General features: G+C 63.9%; 20 protein-coding genes. 10 read left to right on the top strand and 10 right to left on the bottom strand.

From position 1 onward, the window contains the following. Nucleotides 1-29 precede the first annotated feature (29 nt). The 4 genes from AC1DX6_RS26410 to AC1DX6_RS26395 all read right to left on the bottom strand — a co-directional run bounded on the left by AC1DX6_RS26410 (nucleotide 30) and on the right by AC1DX6_RS26395 (nucleotide 4,956). Nucleotides 30-1,331 (bottom strand): NAD(P)/FAD-dependent oxidoreductase, encoded by a 1,302-nt coding sequence (locus AC1DX6_RS26410; protein ID WP_477318799.1) that lies wholly within the window; start codon nucleotides 1,329-1,331, stop codon nucleotides 30-32. A gap of 2 nt (nucleotides 1,332-1,333) precedes the next feature. Continuing rightward, nucleotides 1,334-2,716, bottom strand: a complete 1,383-nt coding sequence (locus AC1DX6_RS26405; RefSeq protein WP_477318797.1) for a glutamine synthetase family protein — start codon at nucleotides 2,714-2,716, stop codon at nucleotides 1,334-1,336. A gap of 6 nt (nucleotides 2,717-2,722) precedes the next feature. Next, nucleotides 2,723-3,607, bottom strand: coding sequence for a glycosyltransferase (locus AC1DX6_RS26400; protein ID WP_477319142.1), 885 nt, complete (start codon nucleotides 3,605-3,607; stop codon nucleotides 2,723-2,725). 410 nt (nucleotides 3,608-4,017) lie between these two features. Beyond that, complete coding sequence (locus AC1DX6_RS26395; RefSeq protein ID WP_477318795.1) at nucleotides 4,018-4,956, bottom strand: GntR family transcriptional regulator; 939 nt, start codon at nucleotides 4,954-4,956, stop codon at nucleotides 4,018-4,020. Between the two features lie 234 nt (nucleotides 4,957-5,190). Here AC1DX6_RS26395 and AC1DX6_RS26390 point away from each other — a divergent pair, with 234 nt between their 5' ends. From AC1DX6_RS26390 to AC1DX6_RS26350, 9 genes are all read left to right on the top strand, one after another. Beyond that, on the top strand, nucleotides 5,191-6,255 hold the full coding sequence (locus tag AC1DX6_RS26390; protein WP_477318793.1) for a polyamine ABC transporter substrate-binding protein: 1,065 nt from the start codon (nucleotides 5,191-5,193) through the stop codon (nucleotides 6,253-6,255). Between the two features lie 105 nt (nucleotides 6,256-6,360). Next, a complete protein-coding gene (locus AC1DX6_RS26385) occupies nucleotides 6,361-7,203 on the top strand; it encodes an ABC transporter permease (protein ID WP_477319140.1) in 843 nt (280 codons plus the stop codon). Next, nucleotides 7,196-7,990 carry an ABC transporter permease gene (locus AC1DX6_RS26380; RefSeq protein WP_477318791.1) on the top strand — a complete coding sequence of 265 codons (795 nt, stop codon included), beginning with the start codon at nucleotides 7,196-7,198 and terminating at the stop codon, nucleotides 7,988-7,990. Before AC1DX6_RS26385 ends, AC1DX6_RS26380 begins: the two co-directional genes overlap by 8 nt. After that, nucleotides 7,987-9,060: an ABC transporter ATP-binding protein gene (locus AC1DX6_RS26375; protein ID WP_477318789.1), complete on the top strand. Its 1,074-nt coding sequence runs from the start codon at nucleotides 7,987-7,989 to the stop codon at nucleotides 9,058-9,060. The genes AC1DX6_RS26380 and AC1DX6_RS26375 overlap by 4 nt, the downstream gene beginning before the upstream one ends. A gap of 16 nt (nucleotides 9,061-9,076) precedes the next feature. Further along, nucleotides 9,077-10,351, top strand: a complete 1,275-nt coding sequence (locus AC1DX6_RS26370; protein WP_477318787.1) for a glycosyltransferase — start codon at nucleotides 9,077-9,079, stop codon at nucleotides 10,349-10,351. Further along, nucleotides 10,348-10,698, top strand: a complete 351-nt coding sequence (locus AC1DX6_RS26365) for a cupin domain-containing protein (protein WP_477318785.1) — start codon at nucleotides 10,348-10,350, stop codon at nucleotides 10,696-10,698. Before AC1DX6_RS26370 ends, AC1DX6_RS26365 begins: the two co-directional genes overlap by 4 nt. Before the next feature lie 29 nt (nucleotides 10,699-10,727). Then, the gene (locus AC1DX6_RS26360; protein ID WP_477318783.1) at nucleotides 10,728-11,069 is read left to right on the top strand and encodes a cupin domain-containing protein; all 342 of its coding nucleotides are present in this window, start codon (nucleotides 10,728-10,730) and stop codon (nucleotides 11,067-11,069) included. A gap of 31 nt (nucleotides 11,070-11,100) precedes the next feature. Beyond that, nucleotides 11,101-11,445: a cupin domain-containing protein gene (locus tag AC1DX6_RS26355; protein WP_477318781.1), complete on the top strand. Its 345-nt coding sequence runs from the start codon at nucleotides 11,101-11,103 to the stop codon at nucleotides 11,443-11,445. Between the two features lie 20 nt (nucleotides 11,446-11,465). Then, on the top strand, nucleotides 11,466-12,974 hold the full coding sequence (locus AC1DX6_RS26350) for an aldehyde dehydrogenase family protein (RefSeq protein WP_477318779.1): 1,509 nt from the start codon (nucleotides 11,466-11,468) through the stop codon (nucleotides 12,972-12,974). An 18-nt stretch (nucleotides 12,975-12,992) separates the two neighbouring features. On the opposite strand, the gene AC1DX6_RS26345 is transcribed toward AC1DX6_RS26350, so the two are convergent. The 5 genes from AC1DX6_RS26345 to AC1DX6_RS26325 form a co-directional block, all read right to left on the bottom strand. Then, nucleotides 12,993-13,754 carry an SDR family NAD(P)-dependent oxidoreductase gene (locus AC1DX6_RS26345; protein WP_477318777.1) on the bottom strand — a complete coding sequence of 254 codons (762 nt, stop codon included), beginning with the start codon at nucleotides 13,752-13,754 and terminating at the stop codon, nucleotides 12,993-12,995. 11 nt (nucleotides 13,755-13,765) lie between these two features. Beyond that, complete coding sequence (locus AC1DX6_RS26340) at nucleotides 13,766-14,578, bottom strand: ABC transporter permease (protein ID WP_477318775.1); 813 nt, start codon at nucleotides 14,576-14,578, stop codon at nucleotides 13,766-13,768. Further along, nucleotides 14,578-15,441, bottom strand: a complete 864-nt coding sequence (locus tag AC1DX6_RS26335; protein WP_477318773.1) for an ABC transporter permease — start codon at nucleotides 15,439-15,441, stop codon at nucleotides 14,578-14,580. The genes AC1DX6_RS26340 and AC1DX6_RS26335 overlap by 1 nt, the downstream gene beginning before the upstream one ends. Before the next feature lie 67 nt (nucleotides 15,442-15,508). After that, nucleotides 15,509-16,672 carry an ABC transporter substrate-binding protein gene (locus AC1DX6_RS26330; protein ID WP_477318771.1) on the bottom strand — a complete coding sequence of 388 codons (1,164 nt, stop codon included), beginning with the start codon at nucleotides 16,670-16,672 and terminating at the stop codon, nucleotides 15,509-15,511. Further along, entirely contained in the window at nucleotides 16,653-17,789 is a 1,137-nt protein-coding gene (locus AC1DX6_RS26325) for an ABC transporter ATP-binding protein (protein WP_477318769.1), read from the bottom strand. The genes AC1DX6_RS26330 and AC1DX6_RS26325 overlap by 20 nt, the downstream gene beginning before the upstream one ends. A gap of 303 nt (nucleotides 17,790-18,092) precedes the next feature. On the opposite strand from AC1DX6_RS26325, the gene AC1DX6_RS26320 reads away from it, so the two are divergent. After that, nucleotides 18,093-18,815: a response regulator transcription factor gene (locus tag AC1DX6_RS26320; protein WP_477318767.1), complete on the top strand. Its 723-nt coding sequence runs from the start codon at nucleotides 18,093-18,095 to the stop codon at nucleotides 18,813-18,815. Here AC1DX6_RS26320 and AC1DX6_RS26315 read toward each other — a convergent pair. Then, nucleotides 18,793-19,476 (bottom strand): GntR family transcriptional regulator, encoded by a 684-nt coding sequence (locus AC1DX6_RS26315; protein WP_477318765.1) that lies wholly within the window; start codon nucleotides 19,474-19,476, stop codon nucleotides 18,793-18,795. The two genes, AC1DX6_RS26320 and AC1DX6_RS26315, sit on opposite strands and share 23 nt — an antisense overlap. Nucleotides 19,477-19,586: the final 110 nt, after the last annotated feature.

Raw genomic sequence — 19,586 nt, 5'->3', positions numbered from 1 at the left:
CGCAAGATCTTGTCCGTCGTCTCTCCGCCTCAATGCTTGATGCGGTCGCGCATCGCGTACCACAGCATGCCGAGCACATAGAGCGGAGCGCGCAGCGCCGTGCCGCCGGGGAACGGCATCGGCGTCAGCGTCGAGAACAGGTCGAGCCGCGCGGCGTCGCCGGTGATCGCTTCGGCGAGCAGCTTTCCCGACAGGGTCGACAGGATGACGCCCTTGCCGGAATAGCCATGCGCGAAATAGACCTCGCCATAGTGCCCGACATGCGGCAGCCGCGAGGTCGTTACCGAGACCAAACCGCCCCAGGCATGATCGATGCGGCAGCCCTTCAGTTGCGGGAAGGTGGCTTCCATATGCGGCCGCACGAAGCCGGCAATGTCGGCCGGTGGTGACGGCGTGTAGCGCTCGCCGCCACCGAACAGCAGCCGCCCGTCCGCCGACATGCGGTAGTAGTTGACGACGAAGCGTGTGTCGGACACAGCGACATTGGCCGGGATGACGTTGCGCTTGCCCTCCAGCGGCTCGGTGGCGACGATGTAGTTGCCGACCGGCATGATGCGGCTGTTGACGCGCGGCTCCAGTCCATGCAGCAGCGCATCACCCGCCAGAACGACATGTTTTGTGCGGACCGAACCCTTCGCCGTCGAGACCCGGATCGAAGGCTCACGCTCCAGCTTCACCGCCACCGAATTCTCATGGATGGTGACGCCAGCCGCGACAGCAGCACGGGCAAGCCCGAGCGTGTAGTTCAGCGGATGCATGTGGCCACCGAGCGGCTCGTACATGGCACCGTGATAGGGCGTATCGACCTTGGCTCGCGCCTGCGCCGCCGAAAGGATCTCGACGTCACGGAACTTCATCGCGCTTTCGAGGCATTTCGCCTCTTCTTCGAGGTCTTTGAGGTCGGAGCTGTTGACCGCGCCGACGAGATGGCCGGTCAGCCTCAGATCGCAATCGATGGCATGGCGCTCGATGATGTCGAGCACCAGGCCGCGCGCCTCGAAGGCGAGGTCGAACAGCACTTTCGCCCGCTCGGGGCCGTAGAGCTTGACCAGCCCCTTGGCGCCCTTGCGCAGGCCGGGGATCATCTGGCCGCCATTGCGGCCAGACGCCCCCCAGCCGATCTTGCCGCCTTCGAGCAGCACCACCTTCAGGCCGCGCTCGGCGGCGTGAAGGGCGGCAGACAAGCCAGTGCAGCCGCCGCCGACCACCACCAGGTCGGCCTCGACATCGCCCGCCAGCGCCGGATGGTCCGGCGCCGGATTGGCGGTGGCGACATAATAGGATTTGCCGATATCGAGACCGGAATTGAAACCCGTTGAACTGGCGGCCATGATCACACCTTCAGCAGCAGGTGGTCGCGTTCCCAGCTCGTCACCACGCTCTGGAACAGGTCGAGCTCGACGCTCTTGACGCGCAGATAGGACTGGAAGAAATCCTCACCGAGCAGCGCCCGCACCGGGTCGCAGGCGGTGAAGCGGTCGAGCGCCTCCTCCATGGTTTTTGGCAGTGTGCTCTTGATCTTGTAGGCATTGCCCGACGCCTCGGCTGACCGCGCCAGCTTCTGCTCGACGCCGAGATAGCCGGCGAGCAGCGAGCCGGCGATTGCCAGATAGGGATTGCAATCAGCACCGGGCAACCGGTTCTCAATGCGCCGCGCCGCCCGCCCACCGGCCGGCACGCGCAGGCCGCAGGAACGATTGTCATGCGACCACTCGATGTTGGCCGGCGCGCTGTGGTTCGGCCTTATGCGGCGGAACGAGTTCACGTTCGGCGCAAACAGCGGCATGATCTCGGGGACGTATTTCTGCAGGCCGCCGATGAAATGGCCGAACATTTCCGTATCGGCATCATCGTCGCTGGCAAACAGCGCAGCGCCGGTCTTCTCATCGACGACAGACATGTGCAGGTGCATCGAACTTCCCGCCTGGGCGGCGATCGGCTTGGCCATGAAGGTGGCGTGCATGCCGGACTGCTGCGCGGCCTGGCGCGTCAGCCGCTTGAACAGCAGCACCTGGTCGGCCAGCGGCAGCGCATCGCCATGCAGCAGATTGATTTCCAGCTGCGCCGTGCCGGATTCATGGATCAGCGTGTCGAGCGGCAGCCCGGCGGCCGCGGCATAGTCATAAACGCGCCGGATCACCGGCTCGAATTCTTCCAGCGCCGCCATGTCATAGGGATGCTGCGAGGCTTCGGCGCGGCCATTGGCGCCGACCGGCGCGGTCAGCGGCTGATCGGGATCGGGGTTGGGTGCGGTCAGGTAGAATTCGACCTCCGGCGCCACCACCGCGCGCCAGCCACGCTGGCGGTACAGATCGAGCACGGCGCGCAGCACATGCCGTGGCGAGGCCATCCATGGCCGGTCGTCCATATGGAACGCATCGGCAAAGACATAGGCCCTGCCCGGGCCACCGCCCGGCGCCAGGCACAGCGTCGAGATATCGGGCACCATGCGCATGTCCGGGTCCGAATAGGCAAAACCCTCGTCGATCGAGCCGGAATAGCGACCATCGATGCTGACCAGAAACGCGCTGCTCGGCAGATAGAGAGCGCGGTCCTCCAGCGCTTTGAGGAATTTGGCCGTCGGCAAGGCCTTGCCGCGCAAAACGCCATTCAAGTCAGGCACCAGGCATTCAACCTCGTTGATACCGTGCTGGGCGAGCCAGGCCTTGGGATCGTTGCCGGTGAAGAGAGCGATATTCGTATTTTTGTCGTGCATTTTGGTTCACGTACCTATGAGAGAAAGAATGGCTTCAGCGGCCACATCCGTTCCGGGTTTCAGCGCCATATCGGCTGCATTCTCCTTCAGGCGGGCGCGCATCGCATCGTCGGCCAAAAGGCCGAGAATGGCTCTCTCCAATCCTCCTTCGGTCCAGCCGTCACGGCCGATATGGTCGCCGACGCCGGTCTCTCCGGCGCGGCGCGCATTGTCGTGCCCGTCCCAGCAATAGGGCATGATCAGCGACGGCACGCCGAAGCGCAGTGCTTCGCAAAAACTGTTGTTGCCGCCGTGGTGGATGAACAGGTCGGACTTCGCCACCACCGAGGGCTGCGGAAACCAGGCATCGAGATAGACATTGTCGGGAACCGCGCGATAGGCGTCACGCAGGCCGCCGACATTGACGATGAAGCGGGCCGGCAACCTGTCGAAAACGGCAAGCATCCGCTCGATCAGGCCGACATCCATGGCCCCCAGGCTGCCGAAACTGACATAGACCAGCGGCCCGCCCTTGCGCGGAAAGACCGGCACCTCGAACGGCCCTTCCGAACGGACGCAGCCTTCGAGATAGACGAAGCGCTCGGGGTCCAGCGGGTCTGCGCGCTCGCGGCGCACGATTGTCGGTGTCAGCAGCAGATTGAGATCGGGCGAGCTTTCCAGGAACAGCCCCTTCGGCAGCGGCGCCAGGCCGGCATCCACCCGGAAGCGGTTGAAGCGGTCATGTGCCGGTGCCGATGCTGAGAGATAGCGAGCCTCGAAGGCGTCGCGTTGCGGGTCGTCAGAGCCAAGCCCAGAGAGATAGGGAGGGACTTGCGCGTCGGGAAGCTCGGTCTCGGCACAGGAGACGACGCGGACCCATGGGCAGCCGGCGGCGGCCAGCGCCGGGAACATGATGACATTGTCGAGCACCACCGCGTCCGGCTTCAGCCGCGCCAGCAACTGGCGCAGCGGCACCTCGGCATTGACCGCGGTGTCGACGATCGCTTCCCAGGTCGGCGCGACATAGGTTTCGAGCTGGTCGATCGGGCTCAGCCTGAAATGCGGCAGGTGCCGGCGCACGAAGGCTTGCCAGTAGCTCTGGCGCTCGCTGTCGCTCAGCGGATCGTCGGTTGGCAGCTGGTATTCCTGAAAGCCGTAGTCGGCAAAGACCCCGGAGAAGCCGGCATGGCAGATGAACACCGGTCGTGCCCCACGGGCGCGCAAGGCTTGCGCGATGCCAACGCAATTCAACGCCGCGCCAAAACTCGCTTCGGGAAACAGCGCGATGGTCGGGCTGGCTTTGCGCGTCAACGAGATCCTCATCAATCCGGCCGGCTGATCATGCCGAACAATGCGGGGGCCCCGCGACTGGCCGCCTGCGGGCGCTGGCTGCGCGACAAGCGCAGATGCACGCGAAGCAGATCGGCTGCCACCTCATACTGCCGGCTTTCGAGATGGTCGAGTATGGTCAGGTGCTCGCGCAGCGACTGCTTCAGCCGGAAGACGTTGACGCCGGCATAGGTGCCCGGCAACCGGCGCAGCCTGAGATGATCGGACAGCGCATCGGTGACGAAGCGGTTGGCGGCACCATCGGCGATCATGCCGTGAAATTCGATGTCCAGCCGCTGGAATTCCCTGGTGTCGAACGCCGCGTCGGGCAGCGCCGCCAGCGCTTCCATGCCATGGCGCAGGACTGCCGCACGCGCGCCATCCAGCCGAAAACCGGGCGCCACTATGGCCGCCGGCTCCAGCAGCAGGCGGAACTCGTAGCTTTCACCTTGCGCCTCGGGATCATCCGGCGCCCGCCGGAAAAGCCAGGACTGCCCCGGCGCGCGGTCCAGAAGATTCTCCTCCGTCAGTCTCTGAAGCGCTTTTAGTACCGTCTTGCGCTCGGTATTGTACCGCCGCATCAGCCCACCGACGGTCACCGTCTGGTCGAGCCGCCGTGCCGACCGGTCGCGCAGGATCGCCTCGGTAAGCTCATCCTCCTCGGTGACAGGCAGTTCCCTCGCGATCGCCGCCTGCGCGGCGAGATCGACGGCCAGGCGGTAGCCGGTCTCGGCCTCCCAGCGCACAACGCCCTGTTCCGTGAGCAGGCGCAACGCCGCCCGCACCGGCGTCCTTGAGACATTGCAGAGCGAAGCGATCTGCTGTTCCGGCAAATGCGCACCGGGTCCAAAGCCGCGCTGCCGAGCGACATCCAGGATGCGCTGCGCCAGATCGAGATGGTTGGTGCGGGGGCGTCGGGCTGCGGCTTGCATGATGGTCTCGGGAACGGACGGGACGGCCAAGGTTTGGACGATCGCCGTCGCCGACGCAATCGGCCAGATTCCTTGGTCGTTTGTCAGATTATGGATTGACGTACTTTTTTCTGCAATAGTACTGTCAGATCAATCGGCGATAAAGACCGGGGAACTGGATCGAAGCAGCGGCACGGACCGCAAGCGCCGGTCCAACGAATGAAATTCGACGATCAACCGGAATGGGAGTCTGTCATGACCGCCACTTTTCTGCGGCACCGTTCGCTGAAGATGTCTTCAATCGCGCTTGGCTTTGGCCTGGCGCTGTCGGCGCCAGCCACCGCCGCCGACCTCGTCATTTCCAACTGGGACGGCTACATGGCGCCCGATGCCATGGCCGCCTTCAAGACCGCCACCGGCGTTTCCGGCGAAGTCGTGGTGCACGCCACCAATGAAGAGATCATGGGCAAGCTCATCGCCGCAGGCGGCAAGGGCTATGACGTGGTCTTCGTGTCCTCGCCCTTCGCCGAGGTGCTGAACAAGCTCGGCCTGACCGAGCCGATCGACCACGCCAAGGTCCCCAACCTCGCCAACCTCTACCCGGAAGCGACCAAGCTGCCGCACGATGTCGGCAACGCATTTTCGGTGCCCTATACCTGGGGCACGACCGGACTCTGTTACCGCTCGGATCTGGTGAAGGTGGCGCCTACAAGCTGGAGCGATCTGCTCGCCCCCTCCGACGACCTCAAGGGCAAGACCACCATGCTGGCGACCGACCGCTGGCTGCTGGCCGCCGGCCAGCTCGACAAGGGCTATTCGGTCAATGAGACCGATCCGGCCAAGATGGCCGAGGTCAAGGACCTGTTGATCTCGGCCAAGAAGACCTTGCTCGCCTATGACGACACCACCTTCTATTCCAAGCTGGTGTCGGGCGAAGCGCTGATGGTGCAGGCCTGGGACGGCTGGTGCAACTACGGCATCGCCGACAAGCCCGAGATCAAATATGTGATTCCGAAGGAAGGCTCGGACCTGTGGGTCGACACGATGGTGGTGATGAAGGCGTCCGAACACAAGGACGCCGCCTTCCAGTTCATCAACTTCATGCTCGACGCCAAGAACCACGCCTGGGCGGCCCAGAACATCGACTACAAGGTGCCGAACAAGCCGGCCATGGAAAGCCTGCCGGCCGATTTCCTGGCCAAATTCCCCAACATGGCGATGCCGGTGGCCGACCTCGTCAAGTTCGAACAATTGCGTGACGTCGGCGACGCCCAGCGCGACTATTCGAAGATCGTCAGCGAGATCAAGGCCGCGCAGTAAGCGGCGCCAAACCAAGAGATCACGGCCGACGGCGGACATCCGCCGTCGGCCGCTGAATGCGGTACCCCAATCGTGTCCTCAACCAGACTTCGCTCGTCTCTGCTGATGGCCCCGGCGCTGGCCTGGCTCACCGCCTTGATGGTGGTGCCATGCGCGCTGGTGCTGGCGCTCGCCTTCTTCCGGCGCGGCATCTATGGCGGCATCGAATACACCTTCACGCTGGAGAATTTCGGGCTGGTCTTCGACCCGCTCTATGCCGGCATTTTCTTGAACTCGGCGCGCATTGCCGGCACCGCAACCCTGATTGCCGTGGTCATCGGTTACGCCGCCGCCTATGCCATCGCGGCTGCGCCCCGCCGCTGGCAGCCGGTGTTTTTGTTCTTTGCCGTGTTGCCCTTCTGGTCGAACTATCTGATCCGCACCTATGCCTGGATCGTGCTGCTCAACCGCGAGGGCCTGATCACCCAGCTCTTACGCTGGCTCGGCTACACCGGCGAACCGCCATCGCTGCTCTACACCGAAGGCGCCGTCATCGCCGGCCTCGTCTACAACTATCTGCCCTTCGTCATCCTCGCCTGCTACGCGCCGTTGTCGCGGCTCAACCCCGAGCTCGCCGAGGCCTCGCGCGATCTCGGCGCTTCCGCCACAACCACCTTTCGCCGTGTCATCCTGCCGCTCACCGTGCCCGGCATCGCCGCCGGTGCGGTCTTCGTCTTCGTGCTGTCGATCGGCAATTTCGTCACCCCGGCGCTGCTCGGCGGCGGCCGCTTCCAGATGATCGGCAATCTCGTCTACGACCAGTTCCTCACCGCTAATGACTGGCCGTTCGGCGCCGCACTCGCTATGGCGCTGATCGCCATCATGCTTCTGGTGCTGATGGCGCAGGCGCTGGCCGCCAATCGCGCCTCGGGCCAGACCGCGCAAGCCGGGGGCGACACCGATGGCTGAGCGCTCTCCTGCCACGCGGCGCACGCTCTGGCTTGTGCTCATCCTCGTCTTCGCCTTCCTCTACATCCCGATCGCCGTGCTGGTGGCGCTGTCCTTCAACGAGGGCGGACTGCCGACGGCATGGTCGGGCTTTTCGCTGAAATGGTATGTCTCGCTGGCCGGCAATTCGGCGATTCTGTCGGCGGCCCTCAACACGTTGATCGTGGCGCTGGTATCCACTGCCATCGCCACCTTGCTCGGCACGTTGCTGGCGATCGGCGTCGAGATGCGCCGCCAATATGGCAAGGGGCTCGAAGCGCTGATCTTCGCGCCAATGATCATCCCCGACATCGTGCTGGCCATCGCACTGCTCTCGTTCTTCTCCATGCTCAACCTCACCATGGGCCTGCACACCATCATCCTCGCTCACGTGGTCTTCAACCTCGCCTTCGTCTGCTCGGTGGTGCGCGCCAGGCTGAAAAGTTTCGACTGGTCGATCGTCGAGGCCTCGGCCGATCTCGGCGCTTCGGCCATCACCACCTTCCGGCGCGTGACCTTGCCGGTCATCCTGCCAGCGGTGATCGCCGGCGCGCTGCTTGCCTTCACGTTGTCGGTTGACGAGTTCATCATTGCCTTCTTCACTGCCGGCGCCGGCCGCGCCTCGACCACGCTGCCGATGCAGATCTACGCCATGATCCGCTTCGGCATCACGCCTGAGATCAACGCGCTGGCGACCATCGTCATGGCCGTCTCGATCACCGCGCTGACCCTGTCGCAGCGGCTCAACCGCGGGGTGATCGGCCAATGAGCGAACCGCGCACGCTGCTGGCCATCGATCATGTGTCGAAGAATTTCGGCCGCGTCACTGCCGTCGACGGCATCTCGCTCGACATCTGCGAGAACGAGTTCTTCGCCCTGCTCGGACCGTCCGGCTGCGGCAAGACCACGCTGTTGCGCATGCTGGCCGGCTTCGAGACTCCGAGCGATGGCCGCATCCTGCTCGACGGCAAGGACATCGCCAGGACCCCACCCAACAAGCGCCCGGTCAATCTGATGTTCCAGTCCTATGCGCTGTTTCCGCATATGAGCGTCAGGGCCAATGTGTCCTATGGCCTCGAGATGGAGCGTCTGCCAGCTGCCGAAATCCGCTCCCGCGTTGACGCCATCCTGGCAACGACCGAGCTCGTCGCCTTCGCCGACCGCAAGCCGGAGCAATTGTCGGGTGGCCAGAAACAGCGCGTTGCGCTCGCCCGGGCTCTGGTCAAGCGGCCGCGGCTGCTGCTGCTCGACGAACCGCTCGGCGCGCTCGACAAGAAATTGCGCGGCGCCATGCAGCTGGAGCTGAAGCGCCTGCAGCACGAGGTCGGCATCACCTTCGTCATCGTCACCCATGACCAGGAGGAATCGCTTGTCATGGCCGATCGCATGGCGGTGCTGAAGGACGGCAGGCTGCTGCAATGCGACACGCCGCACGCGATCTATGAGTATCCGGCCGACCGCTTCGTTGCCGACTTCATCGGCGTGATGAATTTCGTGCCGGGCAAGACCGCGGCTGACGGCGTTCTGGCGGCCAACGGCGCACGGATTGCCGGCAAGGTTCCCACGACGCTTTCGCCGGGCGCCGCTGCCGTGGCGTCGGTGCGGCCCGAGCGTATCCGGCTGTTCCCGTCCGGTGAGACCGCCAACCGCACCACCGGCATCGTTGAGGCGCTGGCCTACCACGGGCTCGACCTGCAACTGCATGTCCGCACGTCCCTGTCGCCAAAACCGTTCCTGGTACGCGTCACCGCCGACGCCGCCGACCGTCGGCCGGTTTCGTCCGGCGACGCTGTCGAACTCGGCTGGGACGCCGCCGACGTCAGAATTTTCGCAGAGTGATTGAAGGAGAAGCCTGATGGCGCAAAAGACGATCGCGTTTTTCCCCGAAGCGGCCTTTGGCCCGGCGCTCAATTCCGTCGGCATCGCCCAGGCCGTCGAGGCACGCGGCCACAAAGCGGTGTTCCTGTCCGATCCCGGCTTCGTCGACGTCTACAAGGGTTACGGCTTCGAGGCCCATCCGGTGAACCTGTCCGAGCCGATGCCGCCCGAGCAGATGGCCAAGTTCTGGGAGGACTTCATCAACGGCCACATCCCGAATTTCCGCAAATCGCCCTACGACCAGGTCGACAATTACGTCAAGGATTGCTGGACGGCGATCGTCGACAGCGCCAAATGGGCGCAGAAGGATCTGCCGCGCGTTCTCAACGCCATCAAGCCCGACGTGATCTGCGTCGACAACGTCATCCTGTTCCCGGCGATCAAGCAGTACGGCAAGCCGTGGGTGCGCGTCATCTCCTGCTCGGAAAACGAAATCGAGGACGAGGACATCCCGCCGCATCTCTCCGGCTGTGGCGAGAACGACCATGCCGGACACCAGCGCTACCGCGATCATTTCAACGCCGTCATCAAGCCGATCCATGACGACTTCAACGCCTTCCTCACCGCCAACAACGAGGCGCCCTATCCGGTCGGCCAATTCTTCGAGGCCTCGCCCTTTCTCAATTTGCTGCTCTACCCCGAAGCAACGAAATTCAAGCGCCGCCATCCGCTCGATCCGGCAAAATTCCAGTATCTCGAAGGCTGCGTGCGGCAGGAGAAGCCGTACACGGTGCCCACTTTTGCTGAGAGCAATGACGGGCCGCTGCTCTATGTCTCCTTCGGCAGCCTGGGCGCCGGCGATGTCGATTTGCTGAAGCGCATCATCGCGACATTGGGCAAGACGCGCTACCGCGCGCTGGTCAATGTCGGCGGCTACAAGGACCAGTACACGGACGTACCCGGCAACGTCATCGTCGACAGCTGGTTTCCGCAGCCTTCGGTCATCCCGCAGGTCGATGCGGTGATCCATCATGGCGGCAACAACTCGTTCACCGAGTGCCTCTATTTCGGCAAGCCGGCCATCATCATGCCCTATGTCTGGGACGGCCACGACAACGCCACCCGGGTCGAGGAGACCGGCCACGGCTTCGGCATGCCGCGCTACGACTGGACCGACGCCCAGCTGATCGCCAAGCTGGAGGCTTGCCTGACTGACCCGAAAATGAAGGCGAAGCTGGCGAAGACCTCGGCGCAGATGCAGTCGCAGAACGGCCCGGAAAAAGCTGCCGGGCTGCTGGAGAAGCTGCTGTGACCTCCTCTGCCCCGCACCTCTACCAAGCCTCCACCCGCACCGACCTCGTCGACTGGGGCGCTCAGCCGGATGCGCTGGACGGCGCTTCGCATTCCACCGGCAGGCTGGTGCACAAGGGGCCGAACAACCAGCCAGAATCCGGCATCTGGGTCTGCACGCCGGGCCGCTGGCGGCTGGCGATCCCGCGCGACGAATTGTGCCATTTCGTCGCCGGCCGCGCGACCTACCGGTCGGATGTCGGCGAGGTGATAGAAGTCGCCGCACAAACCGTGGTCATGTTCCCGGCCGGCTGGGCGGGTGAATGCACCGTCCATGAGACCATCCGCAACGTCTACATGCTGGCCTGACCGGCCAACCGAACTGGGAGCTTCGCAACATGCCGACACCTTATTGGGCGAACGCTGCCTCGGTAGCGCTGGACGACTGGGGCGCAAGCTCGTCGCCGATCGCCGGTTCGCCGCACGCCTCCGGTAGGATCCTGTCCCAGAACCCGGACGGATCGAGCGAATGCGGCCTCTGGTCATGCACGCCCGGCACGCGCCACATCATCTTCGCGGCCGATGAGTTCTGCCATTTCCTGTCGGGGCGCGGCAGCTATATCCGCGACAATGGCGAACAGGTCCCGGTCGAGGCCGGCACGCTGGTGTTCTTCCCCGCCGGCTGGACCGGCACCTCCATCATCACCGAAACGCTGACCAAGGTCTTCATGTGCCGGTGAGCATCCCAGAACAGTTTCAAGGAATATCCGTATGACCACGCCAATCATGAAATCGCCGCTTGCCATCACCGACCTCGTCGACTGGGGCGTCATTCCGACAATGATCGAAGGCGAATCCCGTACCTCCGGCAAGCTGCTGCACAAGGGGCCTGAAGGCCGCTCCGAATGCGGTCTGTGGGTCTGCACGCCGGGCAAATGGCACTGCCACGTCACCCGCGACGAGTTCTGCCATTTTCTCGAGGGCCGCTGCACCTACGTGCACGAATCCGGCGAAGTGATCGAGATCGAGCCGGACACCGCGGCCTTCTTCCCGCAGGACTGGAAGGGCGTCTGCACCGTTCATGAGACGATCAAGAAGGTCTACATGATCCGCTGAGCGGACTTGAAAGGATGCCCATGGATTTCTCCGCTGACCGGCCAACCTTCTTCGTCAATCCGGATTACCGATCGATGGCTGGCGCGAACAAACCGGTGCTCGATCCGGCGACGCTGGAAACAGTTGGCGCCATCGCGTCGGCCAGCGACGGCGAGATCGACGCAGTGCTGACCGCCGCAGCAAAGGCGCAGACAGCGTGGAAAAAGCTCGACGCCAAGAGCCGGGCAAAGCATCTGCATGCGGTCGCCAACGCCATCGAGGCGGCCGACTTCACCCGCTGCGCCGAGCTGATGGTGCGCGAGATGGGCAAGCCCTATCCGGAAGCCATCGGCGAGATCGCCAATTGCGCGCCGATCTTCCGCTACTATGCCGAGATGGCGCGTGACGATGCCGGCAAGATCGCCGGCACGACACAGGCCGGGTCGTTCCAATATGCGCGCTACGAACCCTACGGCACCTCCGTCCACATTATGCCCTACAACTTCCCGATCCTCTTGATGTGCTGGACCGTCGCCGCCTCGCTTGCCGCCGGCAATGCCTGCATCATCAAGCCGGCCGAGGCGACGACGCTGTCGACCCTCGACTACATGACCGTGTTTCGCTCGCTGCCCGAAGGCTTGGTCTCCTGCCTGCCCGGCGGCGCGGCCACCGCGCAGGCGCTGATCGCTTCCGACCGCACCCATGCCGTTGCCTTCACCGGCTCGGTCGCCGCCGGCAAGGCGGTTGCGGTGGCTTGCGCCGAGCGCATGAAGCCATGCGTCATCGAGGCCGGCGGCAGCGATCCGCTGATCATTACGGAACACGCCCCGCTCGACGTGGCGGCGGCCGGCAGCGTCACCGCCGCCTTCCACCTCACCGGCCAGGTCTGCACTTCGGCCGAGCGCTTCTTCGTCGTCGAATCCGTGCATGACCGCTTTGTCGATCTGTTTGCGCAGAAGACCCGCGCGCTGCGCATCGGCAACGGGCTGGACAAGACCGAGATCGGGCCGCTGGTCAGCGAGGCGGCTCGGGCGAAGGTCATGCGGCTGGTCGACGATGCCATCCGCAGCGGCGCCAAAGCGGTTACCGGCGGGCGCATTCCGCCGGCGCACAATGTCGGCTGGTTCTACGAGCCGACCATCCTTACCGGCGTCACCCCCGACATGGCGATCGTGCGCGAAGAATGTTTCGGCCCGGTCGCTGCGATTTGCCGGGTGAAAGATTTCGACGAGGCGATCCGGCTCGCCAATGACAGCCCGTTCGGGCTCGGCGCTTCCGTCTTCACCACCGATCTCGCCGAAGCGCATGAGGCTGCCGAACGGCTCGAGGCCGGCATGGTCTGGGTCAACAACCCGCTGATCGACAATGACGCCCTGCCCTTCGGCGGCTGGAAGGCCTCGGGTCTCGGCCGTGAGCTCGGGCGCCAGGGGCTCGACGCTTTCCGCCGCTCGAAGATGGTGATCATCGACCACAAGCCAGAGATCCAGGGCTGGTGGTACCCCTACCCCGACAGCTGGTTCCGCGAGACCGGCGGCCGCAAGCACGTATGAGGCGAAGCGGCGGTTGGTTCAGCCGATGCTTTCGCCACCATCGATCACCAAAGCCTGGCCGGTCATGAAGGACGAACGGTCGGAGACCAGGAACAGGATCGCTTCGGCGATCTCTTCCGCACTCGCCCAGCGCTGCATTGGGATCTTGGTGCGCACATAGTTTTCGATCGCCTCGCGCCCGCCCATCTGGGCGATGAACGGTTCATTGAACGGCGTGTCGACCCAGCCCGGACAGAGCGCGTTGACGCGAACATTGTGCCGGGCATAGTCGAGCGACATCTGCCTGGTCATCGCCACCACGGCGTGTTTTGAGGTGGCATAGGCGATCATCTCACGATCGTAGAACACCCCTGAATTGGAGGCGGTGTTTAGGATGACGCCGCCACCCTGTTCGATCATCGACGGCATGACGATCCTCGCCGCCAGAAACTGCGCCCGCACATTGATCCGCCAGGAGGCATCCATGCCGTCGATGCCGACCTCGGTCAGCGTGCCGCCGACCTGGATGCCGGCGTGATTGTGCAGGATGTCGATCCGTCCATGGCTGCCAAGCGTTCCCGCGATAAGCTGCTCGACCTCTGCGTCCTCGCCGACATCGGTCGCCACCGCCTCGGCCCTGCCGCCGGCAGCGCGGATGTCGCAGGCCGTTGCTTCACCGGCCGCCTGATCCCGGTCGGCGATCACCACCACCGCCCCTTCTCTGCCCATGATCATGGCGCCGGCGCGCCCGATGCCCGACCCGGCGCCCGTCACCACGGCGATGCGATCTCTCAAAATCATGATGTCGTCTTTCAGTGCGATGGTTTTCGTTGGCGCAACTGCCATTGGGCAAGCACCACGAGCAGGATGGAGGCGACGAGCACGATCGTCGCGATGGCGTTGATCTCCGGCGTCACCCCACGCCGGATCGAGGCAAAGACATAGATCGGCAAGGTCGTTTGCGCGCCGGCAACGAAGAAGGCGACGATGAAATCGTCGAACGAGAATGTGAAGGCGAGCAGAAAGCCGGCGATCACCGCCGGCATGATCTGCGGCAGCACGATCGAGCGGAACGTCGTCAGCGGTGTGGCGTAGAGATCGCTCGACGCCTCGACCAGGTTGCGGTCGAGACTGCCAAGCCTGGTGCCGACGATCATCGCCACCAGCGCCATCGAAAATAGCCCATGCGCAGCGATGATCGAGCCATAGCCGAGCGCCAGGCGGGGCGGCTGGTCGTTTGGCCACAGCGAGGCGAGAAACGGATTGAGGACGGCGAACAACTGGACGAGGGCGACCAACGTCGAGATGCCGATAACGACGCCCGGCACGACGATCGCCGCACCCAGAAGTGCATCGAAGACAGCCCGCGTCCGCACGCTGACGCGCTGCAGGCCGAGTGCTGCCGCGGTGCCGCAAAGTGCTGCCAGCAAGGCGCTGGTGGTGGCGATGAACAGGCTGTTCTTCAGCGCTTCGACCAGGAACGGGTTCGACAGCGCCTTGCCGTACCACTGCACGGAAAAGCCGGTGAACTCGCTGGCGTGATGGCCGGCATTGAAGGAGAACAGCACGACCAGCGCGATCGGCAGATACAGGAAGGCAAAGACGGCAACGACGAAGGCGCGCATCAGATCAGATCCACCCGGCGGGCGCCGGAAAGCCGGGTCGAAATGCGGTTGGCAGCAATCAGCACCACCACCGAAACCAGAACCAGCGTGATGGCGATGGCCGAGCCGAACGGCCAGTTGCGCGACTGCAGGAAAAGATCGACCAGCGCATTGCCGATGAAGAACACCTTGCCGCCGCCAAGCAGCGTCGGGATCAGATATTCACCGAGCAGCAGGATCATCACCAGCGAGAAGCCGGTCATCACGCCGGGCAACGATAGCCGCAGCGTCACGCCAAGAAAGGTCGAAATGGGCGTCGCACCGAGGTCGGCCGAAGCTTCCAGCAGCCGACGGTCGAGCCGCTCGAGGCTGACATAGATCGGCAGGATCATCAGCGGCAGATAGCCGTAGACGATGCCGAGCAGCACCGCGCCCGGCGTGTTGATCAGCCTGATATCTTCGAACCCGATATAGGCCAGCAGCGCCGGGATGCCGCGTCCGCCCAACACATACATCCAGGCATAGGTTCGCATCAAAAGGCTGGTCCAGAACGGGATGACGACAAGCGCCAGCAGGATCAGCCGCCAGCGCTCCGGGGCGCGCAGCGCGAGGTAGTAGGCAACGGGATAGGCGACGAGCAGGCAGGCGAGTGCGCCTATCGGCGCCAGCACCATCGTGTTCCAGAAGGCGGTCGCCCGCGCCGGCAGATTGGCATATTGCGCCAGCGTGAAAGCGGCCTGGTAGCCGCCTTCCGGCGCCCGCTCGCCGACGCTGAAGACGGCTATGGCGACGAACGGCAACACCAGGAACACCACCAGCCATGCGGCCGCCGGGCCGAGCAGCAAGGCGGTCACAAGATTTCTGCGAAAAAGGCTGCCGTGCATTAAAGAACCGTCCCCGGTTCCGGCGGACATAGGCCCGCCGGTCAAGTGTCTGCGTCAGCGCGGCCGCTCAAGCCGACTTGAAACGGGCCATCAGTTCGGCGCGGCCGGGATCGGTCAGCGTCGCCGCCGCGCCGAATTCCAGCGGCTTCAACAGTTCCGCCGCGGGATAGAGGATCGGATTGTCCAGCACCTCCTTGGGCAGCAGCGCATTGACCCGCGCATCGGTCGACGGCGCACCGTTGGCAAGATGCTCCTTGACCGCAATTTTCGGGTTCATCAGGTAGTTGAGCAGCGCATAGCCGGCGGGCTTGTTCGGCGCATCCTTGGGGATGGCGTAGAAGTCGGTCCAGATCTCGCCGCCTTCCTTGCCCAGCACATAGGCAATCTCGGGAATGTCCCGATTGAGCTGCGCCCCATCATTGGTCCAGCACATCGTCATCCAGGCGTCGCCGGCGCGCATCGACGGCTGATAGTCGCTGGAAACCGCGAACAGATGCGGCTTGACCTTGAGCAGCAATTCCTCCGCCTTGGCGAGCTCGTCCGGCTTCAGCGAGTTGAACGAGAAGCCGAAATACTTCAGCGCATTGCCGATGGTGGTCAGCTGGTAGTCATGCACCATGGTGCGGCCATCGCCTTCCGCCATCGCGGTGTCCCAGAACTCCTTCCAGCTCGCCATCGGCTTGGTCAGCTTCTTGGTGTTGACGGAAAATCCTGTCGTGCCCCAGTTCTTCGGCACTGCATAGATCGTCCCGTCGATGGTGCCTTCCGAGGTGAGGCGCGGGTCTTCCTGAGTGCCGTCGAAATTGGCCAGCTTGGCCATGTCGAGCGGTTCGATGATGGCGAGCTTCTTGTAGGTCGAGATCGTGTAGTTGGTCGGCACGAACAGGCTCCAGCCCGAAGCGCCGGCCTGCAGCTTGGCCAGCATTTCCTCGTTCGAGCCGAAGACATTGACTTCGACAGCCACGCCGGTCTCGGCCTTGAAGCTCTCGAACGTTGCCGGGTCATGATAGTTGGGCCAGGTGGCGATCGACATGCGGTCGCCAAGGCTTTCCGCGGCGTAGGCCGGTGTCGGCATGATGCCGAGCTCGCGCGCCATCACCGCCGTTGCGATGCCAAGACCGGTGAGGCCAAGGAACTCGCGGCGGCCGATCGAGCCGCGCTTCAGGCGCATCAGTTCATCGACGAATTTCTCAGGGCTTATCGGCAGTCCGTCACGATAGGATTTCGACATGTTTGTTTTCCCTCTGGTTGGTCCCGTTGTTCTTGGGCTCCGGAAACGCCAGCGGCGTCCCAGTGGCAAAGCCGATGGCGACGGGTTCACCCGGCTTGAAGAGATTGCCCTGGCCGATCACATGGTCGGCCTTGGCGAGCAGCGTTCCGATGCCCTCGACCTCGATGGCGTACTCCGCGGTCGAGCCGAGAAAAATCCGGTTGCGGACAATGCCCTTCAACCGGCCGCTTGCCGCAGCGCCGAGGCTGAGCGATTCCGGGCGCAGGCTGACCGACACGGCTTCGCCGTGGCGCAGTGTCGTCCGCTTGCGCGCTGCAATGACGGTGCCGTCGGCCAGCATTACCTCGACGAGGTCGCCGGAGAAGCCGGCGACCGTGCCGCTCAACAGATTGGTCTTGCCTACGAAATCGGCGACGAAGAGATCGGCGGGCTCGTCATAGATCTCGCTTGGCTGTCCGAGCTGGACGATGCGGCCGCCATTCATGACGCAGACGAAATCGCTCATCGACAGCGCTTCTTCCTGGTCGTGGGTGACAAGGACGAAGGTGATGCCGAGCTCGCGCTGCAGGTTCTGCAGTTCGATCTGCATGTCGGTGCGCAGCTTCTTGTCGAGCGCCGCCAGCGGCTCGTCCAGCAAAAGCACCGCCGGCTTGTTGACCAGCGCGCGCGCCAGCGCGACACGCTGCTGCTGGCCGCCGGAAAGCTCGTGGATCTTGCGGCGGCCGTAGCCGGCAAGCCGCACCATGGCCAGCGCCTCGCCTGCCCTTAAGCTGATCTCGCGCGACGACAGCCGCGGCCGGGCCTGGCGCAGCCCGTACGCAATGTTGTCCTCGACATCGAGATGCGGAAACAGCGCATATTGCTGGAACACCATGTTGACCGGCCGCCGATAGGGCGGCGTGCCGGCCATATCCTGGCCGCGGATGAACACCGCACCTTCGCTTGGCTGTTCAAACCCGCCGATCATACGCAGGCAAGTGGTCTTGCCGCAGCCGGACGGCCCGAGCAGCGCGACAAAGGCCGATGGCGGAATGGCGAGATCGATGCCGCTGACCGCCGTCACGCTGCCGTAGCGTTTGGTCACGCCGCGAAACTCGATGTCGGGCACTGCGGTCAAGGTTGCGGCTCCAGCACGCGCATGACCCCGAAAATCGGAACCGATTTTCGGAAAGGATCATGCGCCAAATCAAAGTTCTACAGCGTCCTTTGCGCGTCCGAAGGACGCGCGGCGCTGTAGGGCAATTTCGAAACGCTACCAGAGCCAATGGCGGCTGGTATATACCTCACAGGTGGTATATTTGATCTATTTTCTCGTTTAAAGGGGTATAAACTGAGCGCATCCCGCAGCGACGACTACAACGACCTCGCCGCCGTCATCGCCGCGACACGCGAGACGAGCGGTGACCTTTTCGGCAAGGCGATGGTCGACTGGCTGCGGCAGCATGTCAGTTTCGATCACTGCGTGGTCTTCGGCTATCGCGGTGCGGCGCGCCCGCCAATGCTGTTCGAGACATTTTCACCGACCGAGAGTCACATCTTCGTCGCGCTCTATCAGGAAGGGCCTTATCTGCTCGACCCGTTCCACCATGCGGCGGTCGAGCGCAAGGAAGGCTTCTGGCGTATGCGCGAACTGGCGCCGGACCGCTTCTATGCCAGCGAATATTATCGCTCCTACTACAGCCAGACCAGGCTTGCCGAGGAGGTCGGCTTTTTCGTCCCGCTGGCAGGCAAGGATGCGCTGGTGCTGTCGCTGATGCGATTGCGCGCGTCGGGACCGTTCGGAACCGCCGATGCCAGGCTGCTGCGCGACATGGCGCCGGCGGTGATCAACTTCGCCAGGCTGCGCTGGCCGGGTTTGCCGACGGACGAAGCGGCAACGGCGCCACGCGGCGAAACCGTCGCTGCGGTCAACGAGTTCGACCGGGCCCACATCTGGAAGAGCCTGTCGCTGACCTCGCGCGAAAAGCAGGTCGTCGATCTGGTGCTGCAGGGGCATTCCACGGAATCAATCGCCCGGGCGATGCGGATCGTGCCGGGGACGGTGAAGGTCCATCGCCGCAACATCTACCGCAAGCTCAAGATCAAGTCGCAGGCCGGTCTCTTCGCCCGCTTCGTTGAGATCATAGACGCGCAGGCGCGATAGTATCCGAATGCACCGGGTCGACGGTGGCAAAGACGGCGCTGGCCTCACTGACGATCGAAACGTGATCCCTGGCGGCGTTGCCGGCGGCAGTGCCATCACCACGCATGATCGCGGTGACGATCGCGTCATGCTCCTTCCAGGATTTGGCCAGACGACCCGGCAGCATGAATTGCGCACGGCGGAAGGGTGCCAGGCGGCTGCGGGTCATCACCGTCATTTCATAGATATGCGTGTTGTGGGCGCCGCGATAAAGCCGGCTATGGAACTCGGTGTTGAAATATTCATAGTCCTCCTCGGCGCCCAGCTGCACCAGCCGCGCCGAGCCCTGATGTTCTATCTCGAGCGCGCGGCGCTCGCCGCCGGTCATGCGCTTGGCTGAGAAGCGGGCGCAAATCGCTTCCAGTTCGGCCATGCTTTCGAACATCGAGGCGAGGTGTTCCTGCGTTACCACGGCGACGATGGCGCCCCGGTTGGGCCGCCTTTCGACCAGGCCCATGGCACTGAGATGACCGAGCGCCTCGCGCACCGGCGTGCGTGAGACGTCGAAGCGGGCGGCGAGCGAAGCCTCATCGAGCTTTTCGCCGGGGCGCAGGAAGCCGGTGACGATGCGGTCACCGATCGCCCTCACCATCTGATCGACGGTAGTGCCCGACCTGATCAAACTGCGCTTTCCCGACACGTCTCCTCCGTCCAATCCTTTGCAGGGTTGGCTCGCGGGCCAGTCCCGACTCGGGTCGCCTCACTCTATGCCTCTATTTTAATCTACCTGTC

It is taken from the genome of Mesorhizobium sp. P2_C4 (assembly GCF_056404575.1).
The sequence above is the reverse complement of the archived record's forward strand: the minus strand, read 5'-3'. Positions and strand labels throughout refer to the sequence as shown.